Below are 18,461 nucleotides of genomic sequence, written 5' to 3' on the forward strand. Positions count from 1 at the left end.
TTTTGTGATCCGTTAAATGATAATGTCCTACTATACGCTTTATTATACCCCATCACTTTAATGTCTGTTCATAGCCCTGCTCACGAGGCACTTAATGTCTAACACGTTATTGCAAACCGCTGCTGCTAATCTAAAAAGAGCGGTTCCGTTAATGCTCAAGTATAAAATCCCAACTACACCAACCAATTACGCGCTTTGGTATGCATACGTTGGCGAGCAAAACCCATTATTAAATCAAGAACTCGATACCGCAATAAAACAAAATCAAACATGCTCTCCTGTTACCAGTGAATTGTTATATCGAAAACATGTGGCCGATCCTGTTGAACTTGATGTACGTGACATGCGTAAAAATTTGGATGCCATGGTATGTGAATTGTCACAATCTCTCAGAGACACCAATTTAGACACTGAAACATTTCAAACTCAAATAGACAAAGACTTTAAAAAATTAAGTGATTTGGAAACCAAAGGGTTTTCGCTTGAGCAAGTTATTGGTGTTGTTAGAAGTATTGTAAAAGAGTCCTCTAGCATTCGTTCAAGTACAGAAAGCTTTACTGAGCAATTGCAAAAAGCTCAATCTGAAATTGACACATTAAAAACACGATTAGCTGAATCTGAAAAAGACATGCTATTTGATGCCTTAACCAATGTATTGAATCGACGCGCATTTAATCACGATATTGAAGCACAAATTGATTTATCGCCAACAGGCACATGCTTGATTATCATCGATATAGATCACTTTAAAAACTTTAACGATACCTTTGGTCATCAACTGGGAGACTTAGTCTTAAAAACGGTTGCAAAAAGAATCCAGGAAGCGTGTCGCGATGGAATTAAGCTGTATCGTTTCGGTGGTGAAGAGTTTGCGATTATTGTGCCAAGTAGCCAACTGAGAGTAGCAAGACAGCTAGCAGAAGGGATCCGTAGAGCACTGGAAAAACTCAGTGTGAAAGACCGTCGTAGCGACAAAGTGATTGACTCGATTACGGCTTCATTTGGTGTCGCAGAGTGGAAACCCAAACAAAATGTGGGTCAATTAATTGAAGCGACTGACAAGTTATTGTATGAGGCAAAACGCCTTGGCCGTAATCGTGTCATGCCAATCTCAAGTTAAACGATAAAGGTCTTATTGAACGCTAAAAAGCTCAGCGTTGTATACCCAAACAACCTGAAGATGCACGATTTCAGCAAGAATTTACACGCGTTTAGACAAGGCATTGATTGCGGGTAATGGTTATTCCCTTTCCAAAATAAATAACGCAGCATAAACGCGTGTAAAACTTGCCCTTTGGGAGTCTCACCGAGATTCCACTACGTTGTTACGTTAACTTATAAGGTACCTACATTACCGCATTACCGCCTAGTATTGAAAACACGGTGAAGCTCTGAAACACGGAGCTTCAAGTTGATTGGGTATAATCAATCATTATGATGAAAACAGCGCTGAGCTTTTTATTAATTTATTCATTATTGAGGTAATTGCAGATATCTTGCTGCATTTTCGGCGCTCGGATTAGCAAGGTGTGGCACATAACCTAATAATGGCGCTTGCATCATCTGCTGCAAACTTTGCAAGTTGTCGTCAATAAACGCCATGTCGGCATCCACCTGATTTGCTACCCAACCTGCAATACTCACCCCATCGGCTAGTAGCGCTTCTTGCGTTAACAACGCATGATTTAAGCAGCCAAGTTTCATCCCCACCACCAGAATGACTTCAAGTGTCGTGTTTTTCGTTACAGCATGAGTTAATTGAACACTATTGCCATAAGTGGATGTCTCTTGTTGAAGCGTAGTCTGTAATAATTTAACCGTATCAGATAGGTACTCGCCATTACCTAACGGTAAACGCCAGCCACCAGCCCCTTCAATCAAAGCAAAGTCGGCATTGACCATTGCCGGATTGAGCATTGAATCAAACACGCCTTGCGCACTTAACGCGGTATTGACCTGCGATGCGGCTATATGAGGCGCAATTGCGGGCTCAAAACTGATTGGGTTAATCTCTTGATAAGCGAGCCCCATATTAGATTGCGCCATTAACATCAGCGCATCACTATTGCGCAAGCCATCTTCGGTCACGTCACAACCTGAAGCAATGGGTTTAAACCCGCATTTATGCCCCGTTGCTTTTGCTAACAATGCGGCGGAGATTAAGGTTTTACCGCTATCGGTGTCGGTTCCGGTGACAAAATACAACATACTGTTAGCCCCTTTTAGCGCGGATAAACGCGATTTGATACGTTAAAGGAATGCCTTTTTCTGTACGCAGCGTGTTGGCTAATTCAACTCGTTGTTGCCATTGCTGCTTTTTTAACACTGGTCTGGTCGGGTTATGTTGATGCTGAGCAAATGATGCCCCAACCCCTTTAATGGAATACAACAGGCTACGTAAATCATCAAAATAGACTTGAATACTTTCAAGTTTAATATCAATACTTTGCCATGTATCGCCCTGAATTTGAGATGACATAAATGCTTGTTTTAATGTCGAAACGGAATTGAATTGATTGACATGAAAACCTAAGGTTGTTAACTCCGCTAAACTGCCATCTGCCACAATACTCAAATGACACTCACCATTTGGGCGTAACACGCGCTGAAACTCACAAAACGCTTGAGGCAATTTGGGGCACCACTGTAATGCCAAATTAGAATAAATGCTGTCAACAGACGCTGTTTGTAACCCCAAGGCTTGGGCATCACTACACAAAGGCAAATAGTCTGTAAATTGTTGGGTTAACTCAGTGAGCATCCCATGGGCAATATCGACTGCAACAATCTGATTAATGGAATTAAATGCGCCAAAATCAGTACCAGGCCCAGCACCCACATCCAATAACGTACCGGTTAAATTTGCTTGCTGTAACAATTTTTGCGCACTTAAGCGTTGCAATACATCATGCTGTTTGTATTGGCTTGCCGCGGTTGAAAACTTATTGGCCAGTGGATTATCTAACGTCATGAGGTTGCTCATTGATCCAAATTAATATCGTTACAATGTCTGTAAAGGTGCTGATGTGTTTGTGTCTGCATCAATGTGATTCATCAGCGATGCGAGTGCAGCAACCAAGGCGCGAATATCGTCAGCCTGGTGCTGAGCATTGAGGGTGATCCGTAATCGCGCTTGCCCCTTAGGCACAGTAGGCGAACGTATTGCCCCCACCAAAAAACCTTGCTGAGTTAACTGTTTAGCAATAGCAATCACACGTTGATTATCACCAACCATAATCGGTTGGATAGCCGTTAACGATTCAGTTAACGGTAATTGATGTTGTGTAGCGACCTGCCTAAATAGTGCGATATTGGCCAACAGTTGGGTTAACAATCGCGGATGCGAATATTGCCAATTAATCGCCGCTAATGCTAAATGAGCATTAGCAGGAGATAACGCCGTTGAGTAGATATATTCCCGCGTTGTCGCCACCAGATAATCAATGACATCTTGAGAGGCTAAAATCGCCGCTCCCTGGCAACCTAATGCTTTGCCAAAGGTGACCACTTGAATATCGACTTTGCCTGCATTAACTAAGTCATTCGGTAACACACCAAAGCCGTGAGCATCATCAACAATCAACCAGCAATGATGCTCGCGACATAAATGCGAAAGTTCAGTGATTGGCGCAGTATCACCGTCCATGCTAAAAACGCTTTCAGTCACTACAGCGCAGCCTGGGTTGCGCTCAATCGCCCTCGCGGCGCTACTAAGATCATTATGTAAAAAACGGCTAATTTTACATTGGCTGTCTTTCAAACCATCAATCACAGATGCATGCACTAATTTGTCTGCAATCACTGTGTCATCAGCATTAAATAGTGTTTTCATCAAGGCGCTATTGGCGCTAAAACCTGAGCTAAATAACATGCACGCCTGGTGACCCGTTAGCTCACATAAACGTTGTTCAAGCTGTTGATGGGCAACACTGTAACCACTGACTAACGGCGATGCCCTACTGCCTACGCCATATTGCTGCGCCCCTTGATAAAGGGCCTGAGCTAACGCGGGTTCTTGAGATAAGCCAAGATAATCATTATGGCTAAAATCAATCATCTTGGTTTGCGAAACAAGCCCGTTAACTCGCCTTTGACGTAAAAGGCCCGTCGTGTGTAATTGCGCAAGCGTATTATTGATCCGCTGAGCGAGTGGATGGTTATCCTTTACTGACAGGTCTGATTTTGCCATGGCTAATTACAGTGCAGCTGCATCATAAAATTGCTTGGTAGACTTATCTTGCTTAGCACTGGCCTGAGCAAGTAATGCACTGTCAGATTCAATATTGGCTTGTGGCCCCTGCTCTGGGTGTAAACCCAAACGACGGAACAACGTCATGTCATCGTTTTCTTCTGGGTTTGGCGTAGTCAATAACTTACAGCCGTAAAAAATCGAATTGGCACCGGCAAAGAAACACATTGATTGTAATTCATCGCTCATGTTTTCACGCCCAGCAGATAAACGTACCCGCGACTTAGGCATCAAAATACGTGCTACCGCAATGGTGCGCACAAATTCAAGTGGGTCAAGATCATCTAACTTTTCAAACGGTGTACCTGCAACTTTCACTAACATATTGATAGGCACTGAATCTGGATGATGCTCTAAATTGGCTAACTGTTGCAGTAAACCGGCGCGGTCAGTGGCTTGTTCTCCCATACCGACAATACCACCAGAACACACTTTCATGCCTGAGGCGCGTACATTCGATAAGGTATCTAAGCGGCTTTGGTAGGTTCGCGTGGTAATCACATCGCCATAGTATTCTGGAGAGGTATCGAGGTTGTGGTTGTAATAGTCTAAACCCGCATCGGCAAGTTGGTCGGCTTGTTCAGATGACAACATACCTAAGGTCATGCAAGTTTCCATGCCTAAGGCACGCACATCTTTAACCATTTGGGTTAAATACGGCATGTCTTTGTCGCGCGGGTTACGCCAGGCTGCACCCATACAAAACCGTGATGCACCTGCGGCTTTAGCACTTTTAGCCTCTGTTAATACTTTTTCAATTTCAAGTAGACGTTCTTTCTCAAGCCCGGTGTCATACCGCGCGCTTTGAGGACAGTATTTACAATCCTCAGGGCATGCACCGGTTTTAATCGATAAAAGACGACTGATCTGCACTTCGTTAGGATCAAACGTTTCACGATGAATACTGTGGGCTTTAAACAATAAATCATTCATCGGCAATGCAAACAATGCTTCGATTTCTGCTTTTTGCCAATCGTGACGAACTTCAGCTAACGACATGGATCTTTCCTTTATTTTGATTTTCTGTTGGCTAGGATACCCTGAGCCCGTAAACTGTCAACGCAGCGAACACTTCGCCCTTTACAAGCGGTCAAAAAGCGAGCACCTATAATTATGACACTTTCAAACACAAATACCACAATCGATTATACTTTTGATCAGCAACATATTTGGCATCCTTATACCTCTATGACCCAGGCCCTGCCTGTGTATGGTGTGGTTTCTGCTCAAGGTTGCGAGTTGACGTTAGACAGTGGCGAAGTATTAATTGATGGCACCAGTTCATGGTGGTCATGTGTCCATGGTTATAGTCATCCGACCATTTTAGCGGCCATGCAACAGCAACTTTTAAGCCTAAGCCATGTGATGTTTGGCGGCATTACCCACCAGCCAGCTATTGAAGTGTCAAAACGCCTAGTGCAAATGACCAGCGCTAATTTAACCAAAGTATTTTTGGCCGACTCAGGCTCTATTGCCGTTGAAGTGTCCCTAAAGATGGCGCTGCAATATTGGCAAGGTCGCAATAAACCGCAAAAACAGCGAATTATGACGGTTAAAAGTGGTTATCATGGCGATACTTTTGCCGCCATGAGTGTGTGCGACCCAGACGGCGGCATGCACACCATGTTTGGTAATAATGTCACTAAACAAGTGTTTATCCCCGCGCCAACATCGAAATTTAATGAGCCACTCAATCAAACCGATAGTAATACCTTAGAGCATGCATTTAGCCAACATCATCAAGACATTGCCGCGGTGATTATCGAACCGATTATGCAAGGTGCAGGCGCAATGCGTTTTTACTCGCCGGCTTATTTAAGCAAACTTCGCCAACTGTGCGACCATTATCATGTACTGCTGATTTTAGATGAAATTGCCACCGGCTTTGGCCGCACCGGAACATGCTTTGCTTATGAGCACGCTAACATTGAAGCGGATATTTTATGTGTAGGTAAGGCGCTTACTGGCGGTTACATTAGTTTAGCCGCAACCCTGTGCAGTGATGAAGTAGCCAGCGGCATTAGTGACTCACCAGCAGGCGTGTTTATGCACGGCCCGACGTTTATGGGCAATCCATTAGCCTGCGCGGCTGCCACTGCCAGTTTAGATTTATTGCTTCAAGGTGACTGGCAACAACAAGTCAGCGCCATTGAAGCCCAACTTAAACAAGAGCTCGCCAGTGCCACTGATTTAGCCCAAGTACAAGATGTACGTGTATTAGGCGCCGTTGGGGTGATTGAAATGGTGAGCAGCGTCAATACCGCACAATTACAACAAGCGTTTGTTGACCTTGGGGTCTGGGTAAGGCCGTTTAATAAATACATTTATATTATGCCGCCTTACACGATTAGTGCTGCGCAACTGACGCAACTCACCTCAGCAATGGTAAGCGTTGCAGGCAGTATTGCAGATAGCGGCAACAAACAGCAATTTATTAGCCACGGCTAATCAAACTCAGCCAATACTTGCTGGGCATGGGATATGATCGCGTCAGAGACTTCTTTATAAATTCCCTTGAGTAAAATCCAATGGTGCCAATACAGTGTCTCTTCAATGACTTTATCAGGCAGGATCTGCACTAATTAGCCATTGGCGAGCTCATTGCTAACTTGTAATTGTGACGCTAAACAATAAGCAGCGCCGTGTTTAGTCATATCAATGAAGGCTTCTGATGAGCGCACGGCGTGCAGTGGGTATTGGCCTTCTTCTAAACCAAAGTGTTGCTCAATAAAACGGGTGTGCATATTGTCTTTATGATCAAAGGCTATCCCTGGCACTCGCATTAATGTTTGCGTATTTATCCCATCACAAAAGTAACGTTCAACAAACTCTGGCGTCGCAACAACAATATAATTAATCTTGCCTAATCGTGTTAACAGGCCCCCTTTTATCGCCACATCGTATACCGCAATGGCTCCAAGTGACTGACCATCTTTGAGTCGGTCGAGGGTGCGTTCCTCATCTTCAATCAATAAATTGACTTCTAATAGATGCTTTTTAATTAAAGGGCAATCGCCGGAATAAGCCAGGTCGCCAGAGAATCGACATTGGTGGCAATATGCAATGTTAACGGGGTTAATGGCGCATTAGGCATCACACTTGGCAGTAATTCCGTCTCTAGCTGCACGACTTGGTAAATAATGACTTAAAAGTTGCGGTGATTAAAGGCACTATTTCTAAGTCTTTGGCCATTGGTAAAGCTTACCGCCTGGCAAAAGAGCAAGGCGAAGACATTGCTGAGGCCATTGCAAGCCACGGCGAGGGTTATGTTGCATTTAGAGGTCAGGTTTCACAATCACAATTTAGCACTGAAAAAGGCCTTACCATTGGTACTGTGACCATTAATGGAAGCGGTGAGTACCAGCAAGAGCAATATCAATTAGAAATCAAAAATGAGCACCTTTTAGCACGTCGCAATGGCGAGGTTGACGTCACTATCCCAGACTTGATTTGTTGTATTGATATGGACAACCAAATGGCAATCACAACCCCAAACCATCATGTTGGGTTGAATGTCGCTATTGTGATTTTACCGGCGCCAAAAGAGTTTGTTACCGAACGTGGCTTACAAGCATTTGACCCAGCTTATGTTGGCTTATCAACGCCGTACGAGCCTTCTGTAGCAAAACATTTTGCCAAACTTGGTAAACAAAACGCCTAAGCAACACTGTTTAAGCATTAAGCCTGCATTGCTACAAATCCTGGTATTTGTGCAATGCGGGTTAACCAACCTCTGATGTGCGGATATTCTACTAAATCAAAACCACCTTGATGTGCCACATGGGTATAAGCATAAAGCGCAATATCCGCTAAGGAAAATTGCTCACCACACAGAAATGGCTGCTGTGAAAGTGTAGCCTCCATGACGCTGAGCGCCTTATAGCCTTTAGCATGTAACGAGTGATACTCGGCTAAACGGTCATCTGGTAAGCCTAAATACAGTTGAATATAACGGGCAACGGCAATATAAGGTTCATGACTGTATTGTTCAAAGAACAACCATTGATACATTTTTGCTTTGCAAAATTCATCAGTTGGGATCAGCATAGAACTTGCCGCCAAATAACCCATAATCGCGTTTGACTCAGTTAATACTCTGCCATCATCAAATTCAATTAGCGGTATTTTACCTGTTGGGTTTTTAGCTAAATAAACCGCAGCCTGTGTATCTCCATTAGCAATACTCATCTCTTGCCATTGATTCTCAATATTGAGCATATGTAACACCAGTTGCACTTTGTAGCAGTTGCCAGAGACGCTATCGCCGTATGCTGTGATCATGTACACCTCAGATTATTTTTTAATTAAACTCGAAATCAGGGCACGCAACGCCGCTGGCTTAACCATTTTGGCCATATAGTGATAACCGCGTCGTTCAATATCATCAACAAGATCTTTATTGGTGTTAGCGGTAATTAAAATCCCGGGCACATGTGCACCATAGCGAGAACGAATATCATCCATGGCATCAACGCCATTTTTATCATCATCTAAATGATAATCTGCCAAAATAATGTCTGGCGCAACGCCCTTAAGCCCCAACTTAATGCGTGCATCTGCGATATCGGTTGCACAAATAACTTCACATTGCCAACGGCTTAAAAGTGAATCAAGCCCTGCTAAAATAGCTTCTTCGTTGTCTATGCATAACACCTTAACGCCAGCAAGAGGCTGCATTAGCGAAGGGATAGGTTTAGTCACTACTTGGCTAACGGTTTGCCCTAAAGGCACCATGATAGAAAACATAGAGCCTTGGCCTAACACAGACTGCACTTGAATAGGATGATCGAGGACTTTACTTATTCTATCTGCAATCGCCAATCCAAGACCTAAACCACTTACATTGCGGCTACTGGGGTGATTTAAGCGTTTAAACTCTTTAAAAATCTCTTGGGTTTCGTGCTCATCGATACCGCAGCCAGTATCGAGCACTTGAATCTCAATAAACTCACCACGGTGACGACAACCTAATAACACCCTGCCACCACGGGCATAACGATACGCATTGGTTAAAAAGTTTTGCAATATACGCCTCAGTAAAGACGGATCAGAATTTACCGTTACTGAGCATGACACCATCGCAAATGATATTTGGTTATCACCTGCCATTGCATCAAACTCAATGGCCAATCCATTAATCACCTCAGAAATTGAAAAATCGCGGCGATTAACATCCACCATGCCTGAGTCAAGTTTAGAAATATCCAACAAATCGGTAAGCAGCTCACCGGCAATTTTTAATGAGCTATTCACGTGGGTTAACGTGGTGCGCGCTTCTAAATCTAAATTTGGGTATTGTGATAATGACGCGGTAAATAACCTTGCGGCATTGAGTGGCTGCATTAAATCATGGCCGACTGCAGCAAGAAATCGGGTTTTAGAGGCATTAGCCAGCTCCTCTTGTGACTTGGCTTCAAGTAACTCGCTGTTGAGCATCGCCAATTCATAAGTACGCTCTTGCACTCGACTTTCTAGGGTTTCGTTGGCTTCAAGTAAGGCTTTTTCTTGTAAACGATATTGAGTGATATCAGTAAAGGTCATCACAAAACCGCCATCAGGCATTGGGTTACCCTGGATTTTAATCACTTTACCGTCACGACGCTCTCGCTCTGAAGTATGCGGCGTGCCATTGCGCATATGCTGCACCCTAATGGCCACTTTTTGCTCTATATCACCAGAGCCACAAAATCCACGCGATGCATTAAAGCGCACTACATCAGCAATTGGCATACCATGCTGCAAAAAGCCTTCTGGGTATTGATATAAATCGGCATAACGATAATTCCATGCAACTAAATTAAGGTCTTTATCGACCACGCTCATCCCTTCATAAGCATGTTCAATGGCGCCGCGCAACATGTCCTGACTTAAAATGATTTTGGATGAGGCTTCATCAACCAAACTGAACACTTCATCGAGCGCTAAATCACGGCCTTGCAGTACCGAGTCCATCACTAATGATGCACTGGAGGCACCAAGTACACCAGACAACATATGCTCAGTGTGGGCGATGAGCTCTTCTGGCGCAGCCTTATACCAACTGTCACTTTTTACCGCCTCGGGTGAAAAACGACTAAAACTTTCATACGCACGAGTCGGGCTGACAAATCGACTCGCAAGGATCAATAAATCTTGTTGTGAAATGGGCCCCTGGCGTTTATTGGTGTCTTGCTTTAATGACCAGGGTTTAACAAAGTGACTTGCCTGAATCCGCTCAGCAACCCCTGCCCTAAACCAAATAGACCCCAATACGTAACACATTACATTTGCCAGTAACGCGACTAACGTGTCACTGACATTAGGCGTAATCGAGTTAAGCAAATCAAACTCACCGCCAATTAACCTTGCTCCAACCCCTTGAAGTAAAATAAAACACCACAAGCTAAAGCCTACGGCAAGGCCCAGATAAACCCCAGTACGATTACCGTGTTTCCAATACAATCCACCCACCAATGCCGGCGCCAATTGTGAAAACGCACCAAACGACAACATACCCAGTTGCGATAATGAATCGCTGTCTGCCAAGGTTAAATAACTTAAATAGCCAAAACCTAAAATCACCACAATCGCTAAACGTCGTACATTAAGTAATAACTGTGAAAACTGGCTAAAGTTCTTTTCTTTAATTTGTCCTGTGCGCAACAAAAACGGCACGAGCCATTCGTTACTCACCATTACGCTGATGGTGACTACTGCAACAATCACCATACCTGTGGCTGCAGACAAAGTGCCCAGTAAAGCAATCACGGCTAGAAAGGGTTGGTCAAGTGCTAGTGGTAAGTTGATGACATAGGTATCCGCGGTAACAGAGTCGCCCAGTAACACTTTACCGGCCAACGCTAAAGGGGCGACAAACATGCCGAATAAAGCCAAGTAAATAGGGAAAATCCAACGTGATTTTTTTAATATATGCTCGCCGCCGCACTCCACCACCATGACGTGAAACTGCCTTGGCATACATAAAAATGCCGCCATACCGACAAATAATTCAGGTAAAAATGATTCCAAACGCAAGTGGCTATTTTCTATTACCCCTTTCGCTGAGGCTTGCTGCCAAATATCGCCAAATCCATCAAAAAAACCAAAGCTAATCACAACCCCAACAACAATAAAGGCGGCTAATTTAACCAAAGACTCAAACGCAATGGCGACCATCATTCCGGGGTTATGTTCTGTGGCATCGAGTTTTCGAGTACCAAATAAAATGGCAAACACGGCCAATAACATAGTGATTAACAGCGGCACAGCAACGGGGCTTAACGGGTTGTCGTCGGGCTGAAATAGATTAAGGCTAAACACCATCGCTTTTAATTGCAGCGCGATGTACGGCATGATGCCAAAAAGTGCAATAAGGGTAACAATTGCGGCTAATAATTGTGACTTGCCATAACGGGCTGCAATAAAGTCAGCCACCGAGGTAATATTTTGGGCTTTAGATACCACCACCATTTTACGCAACATACCAAAACCAAGGGTAAACACTAAAATAGGGCCAACAAAAATAGGTAAAAAAGACCATAAATCAGTAGCAGATTGTCCAACCGTCCCCAAAAAGCTCCATGATGAGCAATACACCGCCAAACTTAAGCCGTAAATCCACACTTGCAGTTTTTGGCTAATTTTACTAAACCAGCGCTCTGCGCCCCATGCCAAAATAAACAGAAGTGACACATAGCACACCGCAATTACGGCCACAATAAGAGTTAAATTCATCAGACATCCGCTATCATTTTATTGTTATTTACAGTCAATTTTATTCTTACTCCAACAAAGCAGGTTGAACATAAAACAATCGACCCTAGCTAAATTTGAGATTTTGCTTGTTATCAGCAGTACTTTTTACGCATCCTAACACGTGCAACAGACTAAATATTAAGGATATTTTAAAACTAGACCAAGGTCTAATAGTTTTGACAGTCGGTTGCAGATGATACTTTAGCCACGCCATTTTTTAGAAAGGGAAGCCCCTATGAGCTCGCAGTCTCTTTACAAAGTTCCTAGTGACATCGCAGACAACGCACTGGTTAATAACGATCAATATAAGAAAATGTACCAAGAGTCCATTGTTAATCCAGAAGGTTTTTGGAGAGAACACGGCAAACGTATCGATTGGATTAAACCTTACACCAAAATTAAAAAAACCTCATTTGATGATCACAATTTATCAATCAACTGGTTTTATGACGGCACATTAAATGCTTCAGCAAACTGTTTAGACCGTCATTTAGAACAGCACGGCGATAAACTGGCCATCATTTGGGAAGGTGATGACGCCAATGAACAGCGCAAAATCACTTATGCAGAATTACACGCTGACGTTTGTAAATTTGCCAATGCATTACGCGGTCAAGGTGTTGGCAAGGGCGATATCGTCACAATTTACATGCCTATGGTGCCAGAAGCTGCTGTAGCGATGCTTGCTTGTGCCCGAATTGGTGCCGTTCACTCTGTGGTATTTGGTGGTTTCTCGCCAGATTCAATTGCAGCAAGAGTTATTGATGGTAAATCTAAAGTACTGATTACCTCAGATGAAGGCGTACGTGGTGGCCGTAAAATTCCGTTAAAACGCAGTGTTGATGAAGCGATTGCCACCCCTGATGTCACCTCGGTTGAAAAAGTCATTGTATTAAAACGTACCGGTGGGGATATTGATTGGGTTGAAGGCCGTGATGTGTGGTGGCATTCATTAATGGAAGTCGCTTCTGAGTATTGCCAACCCGTTGAAATGAACGCCGAAGACCCATTATTTTTACTCTATACCTCAGGCTCAACCGGTAACCCTAAAGGCGTGTTGCATACCACTGGCGGATACATGGTTTACGCCTCGATGACACATGAATATGTGTTTGATTATAAAGCCGATGAAGTTTACTGGTGTACTGCTGACGTTGGTTGGATTACCGGCCACTCGTACATGGTGTATGGCCCATTTGCTAACGCTGCTACGGTATTAATACATGAAGGAGTGCCAAATCATCCGTCGCCTGCGCGTCTTGGCGAAATGATTGACCGTCATAATGTCAATATTCTTTATACTGCGCCAACATTAATCCGCGCATTAATGGCTGAAGGTAAAGAGCAGTTTAGCAGCTATAAAGGCGACTCACTGCGCATTATGGGCTCAGTGGGTGAACCCATTAATCCTGAAGCTTGGCGTTGGTACCATGAAGTGATCGGTCATGAAAACTGCCCGATTGTAGATACCTGGTGGCAAACCGAAACCGGCGGTATTCTCATTAGTCCATTACCGGGCGCAACAGACACTAAACCCGGTTCTGCTACCCGTCCATTTTTTGGCGTACAACCTGCATTAGTTGACAACATGGGCAATATCGTTGACGGCGCCACAGAAGGTAATCTGGTGATTCTTGACTCTTGGCCAGGCCAAATGCGAACGGTATACGGCGACCATGACAGGTTTGCCCTAACCTACTTTAAAACGTTCCGTGGTATGTACTTTACCGGTGACGGTGCCCGTCGTGATGAAGATGGTTATTACTGGATTACAGGTCGAGTCGACGATGTGATTAACGTATCAGGCCACCGTTTAGGCACTGCAGAAGTAGAAAGTGCGTTAGTGTCGCATGATCTCGTCGCTGAAGCGGCTGTAGTGGGTTACCCTCATGATATTAAAGGACAAGGCATTTATGCTTATGTGACCTTAACTCGTGGAACAGAACCCACTGAAGAGTTACGCCTAGAATTACGCCAATGGGTACGTAAAGAAATTGGCGCGTTAGCGACACCAGATCTGATCCAATGGGCTAGCGGGTTACCTAAAACACGTTCGGGTAAAATTATGCGTCGTTTCTTGCGTAAAATTGCTGCCAATGAAGTGACCAACTTAGGGGATTCTTCAACGCTAGCAGATCCAGCGGTAATCGACACCTTAATAGAAACCCGTTTAAATAAAACGGAGTAACGTTATTTAAGTTAGTGTTCTATCCACCCACGAGAAATCCTGACCAATTTCTCTTTCGGCCCCTCATTGAGGGGCTTTTTTTTGTCTTAATTGTGCTAGTGAGCAGGCAGCTCATCATAGACGGTATCGATACTCACCTGATAAACATGTTCTGCTTGGGCTAATTTATAACGGGTTGTCTGACCAACAGCTAATTTTAGCGTTCTGTCTTTGTCGACAACATTAGGTGCGCCGTTAGACAAATCACTCAAACTCACTGTGAGTTGAATATTTTCAGCCTGTAGCTGCTTTGACGTCATCGTCACAACATAATCACCTTCGACCTCAATGGAGACCGTTTCATTTAACCCCATTAGGATATTAGACGTTGATGAGGTCGTATCTTGTGAGTCAGTAACATATTCTTCAATTGAAAACCCGACTACCAATCCTTGTTCCGCCATGGCAAAATGACTGACAATAAACAAGGCAAGTAATGATAAATACTTCATGGATGATACTCCTAAGATTACGTTTTTTTATTCTATTTTTAATGGTTAACCTGCCTTAGCTAAAACAAATTTCAACCCACTATTCTTGAGATTAAATCTACACTAAGTCAAAATAAAAAACAGTGTTTAGCTTGCGATTAACTATAAATGATACGGCTTTAAATTAATTAGATAGTGGTAAGCCCCTATCAATAAATGTGACTGAATTTACCCAGTCAACCAAACTCAGAACCCCATTGAAAACATTAAACTCCAACGGCCAATTGTATGCTCATTAATCTTCGCGACTACCAACAACAAGCCGTAGACGCCGCAGTAACGCATTTTAAACTCAGCCAACAGTCAGCAGTGCTTGTACTTCCTACTGGTGCAGGCAAAAGCATTGTGATTGCAGAGCTTGCAAGGATCGCCAATGGTAATGTCTTAGTACTTACCCATGTCAAAGAGTTAGTGGCACAAAATGCCGAAAAAGTCGGATTGTTAACCCAAGAAGCCAGTATTTATTCTGCTGGGCTTAAGCAAAAAAAAGCCAATGGTAAAACCGTTGTCGCCAGTGTTCAATCCGCTTCTCGCGCACTCAACCAATTTGACCAAGCATTTTCACTGGTCATCATTGATGAATGTCATCGCGTCAGTACTGAGTCAACCAGTCAGTATCAACAACTACTGACCCATTTACGCACTAAGAACCCACAAATAAAACTATTAGGACTCACCGCCACGCCTTATCGGCTGGGGTTAGGCTGGATATATCGCCATCATTATCACGGAAAAGTGGGTAATACAGATAAACCCATATTCGACAAATGCATTTTCGAGTTACCCATGCGGCCATTAATCAAAAAAGGCTATTTAACTCAACCCACTATTTTTGATGGACTGAGTGCGCAATATGACTTTAACAACCTAGCGACACCGCAAAGTGATGAATATTCGCAAGCTGAAGTTGACAACTTACTTCATCATCAAGGCCGCGCGACCACAGCCATTATTAAACAAGTAAAACAGCTTGCTCAACATCGGCAAGGTGTGCTCATCTTTGCGGCTACCGTCCGCCATGCCAATGAAATAATGACATTAATGGATGATGATGCCGCATTGATTACCGCACAAACGCACCATGTTGAACGTGATGAAATTATTGACCATTTTAAAACAAAGCAACTTAAATTTATTGTCAACGTTGCAGTATTAACCACAGGCTTTGATGCACCTCATGTCGATTTAATCGCGATATTACGGCCAACAGCATCTGTCAGCCTATTTCAACAAATGATTGGCCGGGGTTTGCGGCTCGCCCCCAACAAAACCGATTGCTTAGTGATCGACTATGCCGCCAATGGTTACGACTTATTTTACCCTGAAGTTGGCCAGGCCAAACCAAACAGTAAGTCAGTTCCTGTGCAAGTGCACTGCCCTGTTTGCCAATTCGCCAACACCTTTTGGGGACTTGTTGACGCTGATGGCGACATCATTGAACACTTTGGTCGACGCTGCCAAGGATTGATTGATGACACTAAGCAATGTGATTTTCGATTTCGCTCAAAGTCGTGCCCTGACTGCGGCGCTGAAAATGATATAGCCGCGCGTATCTGCCAAACCTGTCAGTCGACCTTAATCGATCCTGATAAACATCTTAAACAAGTATTAAATTCCCAGCATCATCACTTATTTAAATGCCAAGAAATGTTGTTACTTTGCCAAGATGAAAAGCTAGTCGTTCAATACCTTGACATTGAAGGTAACGACTTCAAGCAAACTTTCCAATTTTCTACACCGGCTCAACGAAGAGCATTTTATGCAGTGTTTGTGTTAAGTCACACTCGCACGCCAGGTTTATTACATCCACAATATAACCGAGCCAACGATGTCTTAGCCGATGTAGCCCGCTTTAGGCAGCCCGATTTATTGCTGTTAAAGAAAAACAAACACCGTTGGGATTTAGTTGATTCATTTTTTGATTATCAAGGCAAATATAAAATCGATATGAGTTAAAACAAAATTAATTGCGATGCATTATGAAAAAAAAAGCGCATATGGTATAAATTGCCCATATCATTAAACAGGAGTCACCATGTTTGTAGTTATTTTTGGCCGCCCAGCTTGCCCATTTTGCGTTCGCGCTGTTGAACTGTCTGAAAAATTAGCCGCTCAAAGCGAAGATTTTAAATTTAAGTATATTGATATTCACGCAGAAGGGATTACTAAAGCTGACCTTTCTAAGAGTGTGGGTAAAACCGTAGAAACTGTGCCACAAATCTTTATTGATGAGCAGCCAATAGGTGGTTGTACTGAATTTGAAGCTTATGTTCGTCAAAACAATTTATTAAAGTAACTTGCTAAATTTGATGCTCACAAAAAAGGCAACCAGATGGTTGCCTTTTGTTTTACTACAGTAAACTACAGTACATATTTGGCTGAAAAAATCACGCGATTTAAATCGCCTTCAAAACCATTTTCAAGCTCATTTAATGCATGCATAAATTCAACACCAAACGTAAGTGGCTTTGATGGTGAGTACAATAAATTAACGTAAGCTGAATAAGCAGACTTGTTCACCGCTTCCCCCGTCAACGCAACATCGTTGTCAGCTGAAAACCCAGAGAAAGTCACACTTGAACGCCACTGCTCTGTCCACCAATGACGATATGACACAAAGCCGCCAAATGATTTAATCGCTTCAATATCGCCGTTAGCATCAATCACACCCGCATTGGCATAATTTAATGCCATATAACGCCCCAGGCCTTCACCATAAGTCGCGGTAAATTTAAAATCATCATTACCGACAGGGATTACACCCGCAAAACTGGCGCCGTAGCCCATCTCAGAGGTGTCATAAGCAGTACCACCAATGGTTTGCTCAACATTGAGCTGTCGTACAATAGCCGCAGCCGAAAACGACGAGCCATTTGAGGTCTTAAAGTTATAACGACCAACAAAATCAGGTACGACACCGCTACCACTGGTGATCCGTGAACCACCGCCATAAGGCGTCACCGTGGTTTCAGGGTTTTCTATCGAGAATTGCCAATTGCCACTGCTATAACGTATTTGAGATTGTCTAACAAAAGGCGTGCCTTCTGGTGCACCAACAAAATCTAAATTCTCAGGTAATGCCCCAGGGTTTTGAAACGTAGACCATGTTTGACCTATGGTCCATTCATCATAGCTTACAAAAGCATGGCGAATACGTGGTGAGTAACTATTTGAGACACGCTCATTACCATCAGCATGAGTCATAAAATCTAACTCAATGAACCCAGTTAATGTGTGGCCATCTAAATCAGTGACAGTTTTAAAGTTAAAACGAGATTCTCTTGCCTGAAAATCAACAACTTGTTCACCATTACCTTCAGTACCATAAATAGTACCAGGTACATAAAACTGTCTTGAAAGCGCTCCCGAATCTGGTGCGCCATTACCATAATCACTAAACATAACATCAGCTTTAATGTAGCCACCAAATGTCATATCCGTTGCAGCTTGAGCTCCCCCACTCATTGCTAATATCGCACCTGCAACATATAAACTCAGTTTTGCTTGTTTCATTGCTTTCTCCCTTATCATTTTTTTTCTAATCCTATGCAATATCGAACAATTAACAATCAAGTAACATTAGCAATAAGTCTATGAGACAAAAGTAGACAAGCAAAAGCTAATGCTTGGTTTGTACATTGCAGGTAAACAGTAATGGATAAACTGAGGTAAATAATGAGGAATAAATCAAAAATTGGTGGGTCGTGAAGGATTCGAAATTTCGATCAATGGGTTAAAAGTCAACTGCAGTCGTTGATTT

At 43.2% G+C, this 18,461-nt stretch carries 17 protein-coding genes; 6 read left to right on the forward strand and 11 right to left on the reverse strand.

Going from position 1 to position 18,461, the window contains the following annotated elements; genetic code table 11:
* Positions 1–94: 94 nt before the first annotated feature.
* Positions 95–1,120 (forward strand): GGDEF domain-containing protein, encoded by a 1,026-nt coding sequence (locus tag IEY42_RS08450; RefSeq protein WP_188924849.1) that lies wholly within the window; start codon positions 95–97, stop codon positions 1,118–1,120.
* A 353-nt stretch (positions 1,121–1,473) separates the two neighbouring features.
* Here IEY42_RS08450 and bioD read toward each other — a convergent pair whose 3' ends face one another.
* The 4 genes from bioD to bioB are packed head-to-tail and all read right to left on the reverse strand — an operon-like array spanning position 1,474 to position 5,248.
* On the reverse strand, positions 1,474–2,205 hold the full coding sequence (bioD, locus tag IEY42_RS08455) for a dethiobiotin synthase (protein WP_373292808.1): 732 nt from the start codon (positions 2,203–2,205) through the stop codon (positions 1,474–1,476).
* 7 nt (positions 2,206–2,212) lie between these two features.
* Positions 2,213–2,971 carry a methyltransferase domain-containing protein gene (locus IEY42_RS08460; RefSeq protein ID WP_229779980.1) on the reverse strand — a complete coding sequence of 253 codons (759 nt, stop codon included), beginning with the start codon at positions 2,969–2,971 and terminating at the stop codon, positions 2,213–2,215.
* Between the two features lie 30 nt (positions 2,972–3,001).
* Positions 3,002–4,189 carry an aminotransferase class I/II-fold pyridoxal phosphate-dependent enzyme gene (locus tag IEY42_RS08465; RefSeq protein ID WP_188924852.1) on the reverse strand — a complete coding sequence of 396 codons (1,188 nt, stop codon included), beginning with the start codon at positions 4,187–4,189 and terminating at the stop codon, positions 3,002–3,004.
* A gap of 6 nt (positions 4,190–4,195) precedes the next feature.
* On the reverse strand, positions 4,196–5,248 hold the full coding sequence (bioB, locus tag IEY42_RS08470; RefSeq protein WP_188924853.1) for a biotin synthase BioB: 1,053 nt from the start codon (positions 5,246–5,248) through the stop codon (positions 4,196–4,198).
* 114 nt (positions 5,249–5,362) lie between these two features.
* On the opposite strand from bioB, the gene bioA reads away from it, so the two are divergent.
* Positions 5,363–6,697: an adenosylmethionine--8-amino-7-oxononanoate transaminase gene (gene bioA, locus IEY42_RS08475; protein ID WP_188924854.1), complete on the forward strand. Its 1,335-nt coding sequence runs from the start codon at positions 5,363–5,365 to the stop codon at positions 6,695–6,697.
* Here bioA and IEY42_RS22585 read toward each other — a convergent pair.
* Genes IEY42_RS22585 through IEY42_RS22590 form a run of 3 tightly spaced genes read right to left on the reverse strand, consistent with a single transcriptional unit; the run spans position 6,694 to position 7,376 of the window.
* Positions 6,694–6,828: a hypothetical protein gene (locus IEY42_RS22585; RefSeq protein WP_268244264.1), complete on the reverse strand. Its 135-nt coding sequence runs from the start codon at positions 6,826–6,828 to the stop codon at positions 6,694–6,696. The genes bioA and IEY42_RS22585 overlap by 4 nt on opposite strands.
* Before the next feature lie 3 nt (positions 6,829–6,831).
* A complete protein-coding gene (locus IEY42_RS08480; protein WP_188924855.1) occupies positions 6,832–7,221 on the reverse strand; it encodes a type 2 periplasmic-binding domain-containing protein in 390 nt (129 codons plus the stop codon).
* Between the two features lie 29 nt (positions 7,222–7,250).
* Positions 7,251–7,376, reverse strand: a complete 126-nt coding sequence (locus tag IEY42_RS22590) for a hypothetical protein (protein WP_268244265.1) — start codon at positions 7,374–7,376, stop codon at positions 7,251–7,253.
* Between the two features lie 3 nt (positions 7,377–7,379).
* On the opposite strand from IEY42_RS22590, the gene IEY42_RS08485 reads away from it, so the two are divergent.
* Positions 7,380–7,910, forward strand: coding sequence for an S-methyl thiohydantoin desulfurase domain-containing protein (locus IEY42_RS08485; RefSeq protein ID WP_188924856.1), 531 nt, complete (start codon positions 7,380–7,382; stop codon positions 7,908–7,910).
* A 17-nt stretch (positions 7,911–7,927) separates the two neighbouring features.
* On the opposite strand, the gene IEY42_RS08490 is transcribed toward IEY42_RS08485, so the two are convergent.
* Positions 7,928–8,527 carry a glutathione S-transferase family protein gene (locus tag IEY42_RS08490; protein ID WP_229779982.1) on the reverse strand — a complete coding sequence of 200 codons (600 nt, stop codon included), beginning with the start codon at positions 8,525–8,527 and terminating at the stop codon, positions 7,928–7,930.
* A 15-nt stretch (positions 8,528–8,542) separates the two neighbouring features.
* Positions 8,543–11,962, reverse strand: coding sequence for a hybrid sensor histidine kinase/response regulator (locus IEY42_RS08495; protein WP_188924858.1), 3,420 nt, complete (start codon positions 11,960–11,962; stop codon positions 8,543–8,545).
* A 256-nt stretch (positions 11,963–12,218) separates the two neighbouring features.
* On the opposite strand from IEY42_RS08495, the gene acs reads away from it, so the two are divergent.
* Entirely contained in the window at positions 12,219–14,171 is a 1,953-nt protein-coding gene (gene acs, locus IEY42_RS08500) for an acetate--CoA ligase (protein WP_188924859.1), read from the forward strand.
* A 95-nt stretch (positions 14,172–14,266) separates the two neighbouring features.
* On the opposite strand, the gene IEY42_RS08505 is transcribed toward acs, so the two are convergent.
* Entirely contained in the window at positions 14,267–14,662 is a 396-nt protein-coding gene (locus IEY42_RS08505) for a hypothetical protein (protein ID WP_188924860.1), read from the reverse strand.
* A gap of 267 nt (positions 14,663–14,929) precedes the next feature.
* Here IEY42_RS08505 and radD point away from each other — a divergent pair, with 267 nt between their 5' ends.
* Together radD and IEY42_RS08515 are read left to right on the forward strand one after the other, a co-directional pair.
* On the forward strand, positions 14,930–16,657 hold the full coding sequence (gene radD / locus IEY42_RS08510; RefSeq protein ID WP_188924861.1) for a DNA repair helicase RadD: 1,728 nt from the start codon (positions 14,930–14,932) through the stop codon (positions 16,655–16,657).
* Between the two features lie 79 nt (positions 16,658–16,736).
* A complete protein-coding gene (locus tag IEY42_RS08515; protein WP_188920318.1) occupies positions 16,737–16,997 on the forward strand; it encodes a GrxA family glutaredoxin in 261 nt (86 codons plus the stop codon).
* Between the two features lie 65 nt (positions 16,998–17,062).
* On the opposite strand, the gene IEY42_RS08520 is transcribed toward IEY42_RS08515, so the two are convergent.
* Positions 17,063–18,214, reverse strand: a complete 1,152-nt coding sequence (locus tag IEY42_RS08520) for a DcaP family trimeric outer membrane transporter (protein WP_188924862.1) — start codon at positions 18,212–18,214, stop codon at positions 17,063–17,065.
* Between the last annotated feature and the right edge of the window lie 247 nt (positions 18,215–18,461).

The organism is Shewanella algicola (genome assembly GCF_014648035.1).
Taxonomy (GTDB): domain Bacteria; phylum Pseudomonadota; class Gammaproteobacteria; order Enterobacterales; family Shewanellaceae; genus Shewanella; species Shewanella algicola.

Excerpts from the sequence above, each read along its gene's own strand:
- bioA (WP_188924854.1), top strand. The coding sequence starts at position 5,363 with ATGACACTTTCAAACACAAATACCACAATCGATTATACTTTTGATCAG.
- bioB (WP_188924853.1), bottom strand. The coding sequence starts at position 5,248 with ATGTCGTTAGCTGAAGTTCGTCACGATTGGCAAAAAGCAGAAATCGAA.
- IEY42_RS08460 (WP_229779980.1), bottom strand. The coding sequence starts at position 2,971 with ATGACGTTAGATAATCCACTGGCCAATAAGTTTTCAACCGCGGCAAGC.
- IEY42_RS08515 (WP_188920318.1), top strand. The coding sequence starts at position 16,737 with ATGTTTGTAGTTATTTTTGGCCGCCCAGCTTGCCCATTTTGCGTTCGC.
- acs (WP_188924859.1), top strand. The coding sequence starts at position 12,219 with ATGAGCTCGCAGTCTCTTTACAAAGTTCCTAGTGACATCGCAGACAAC.
- IEY42_RS08520 (WP_188924862.1), bottom strand. The coding sequence starts at position 18,214 with ATGAAACAAGCAAAACTGAGTTTATATGTTGCAGGTGCGATATTAGCA.
- IEY42_RS08450 (WP_188924849.1), top strand. The coding sequence starts at position 95 with ATGTCTAACACGTTATTGCAAACCGCTGCTGCTAATCTAAAAAGAGCG.
- radD (WP_188924861.1), top strand. The coding sequence starts at position 14,930 with ATGCTCATTAATCTTCGCGACTACCAACAACAAGCCGTAGACGCCGCA.
- IEY42_RS08465 (WP_188924852.1), bottom strand. The coding sequence starts at position 4,189 with ATGGCAAAATCAGACCTGTCAGTAAAGGATAACCATCCACTCGCTCAG.
- IEY42_RS08495 (WP_188924858.1), bottom strand. The coding sequence starts at position 11,962 with ATGAATTTAACTCTTATTGTGGCCGTAATTGCGGTGTGCTATGTGTCA.
- IEY42_RS08505 (WP_188924860.1), bottom strand. The coding sequence starts at position 14,662 with ATGAAGTATTTATCATTACTTGCCTTGTTTATTGTCAGTCATTTTGCC.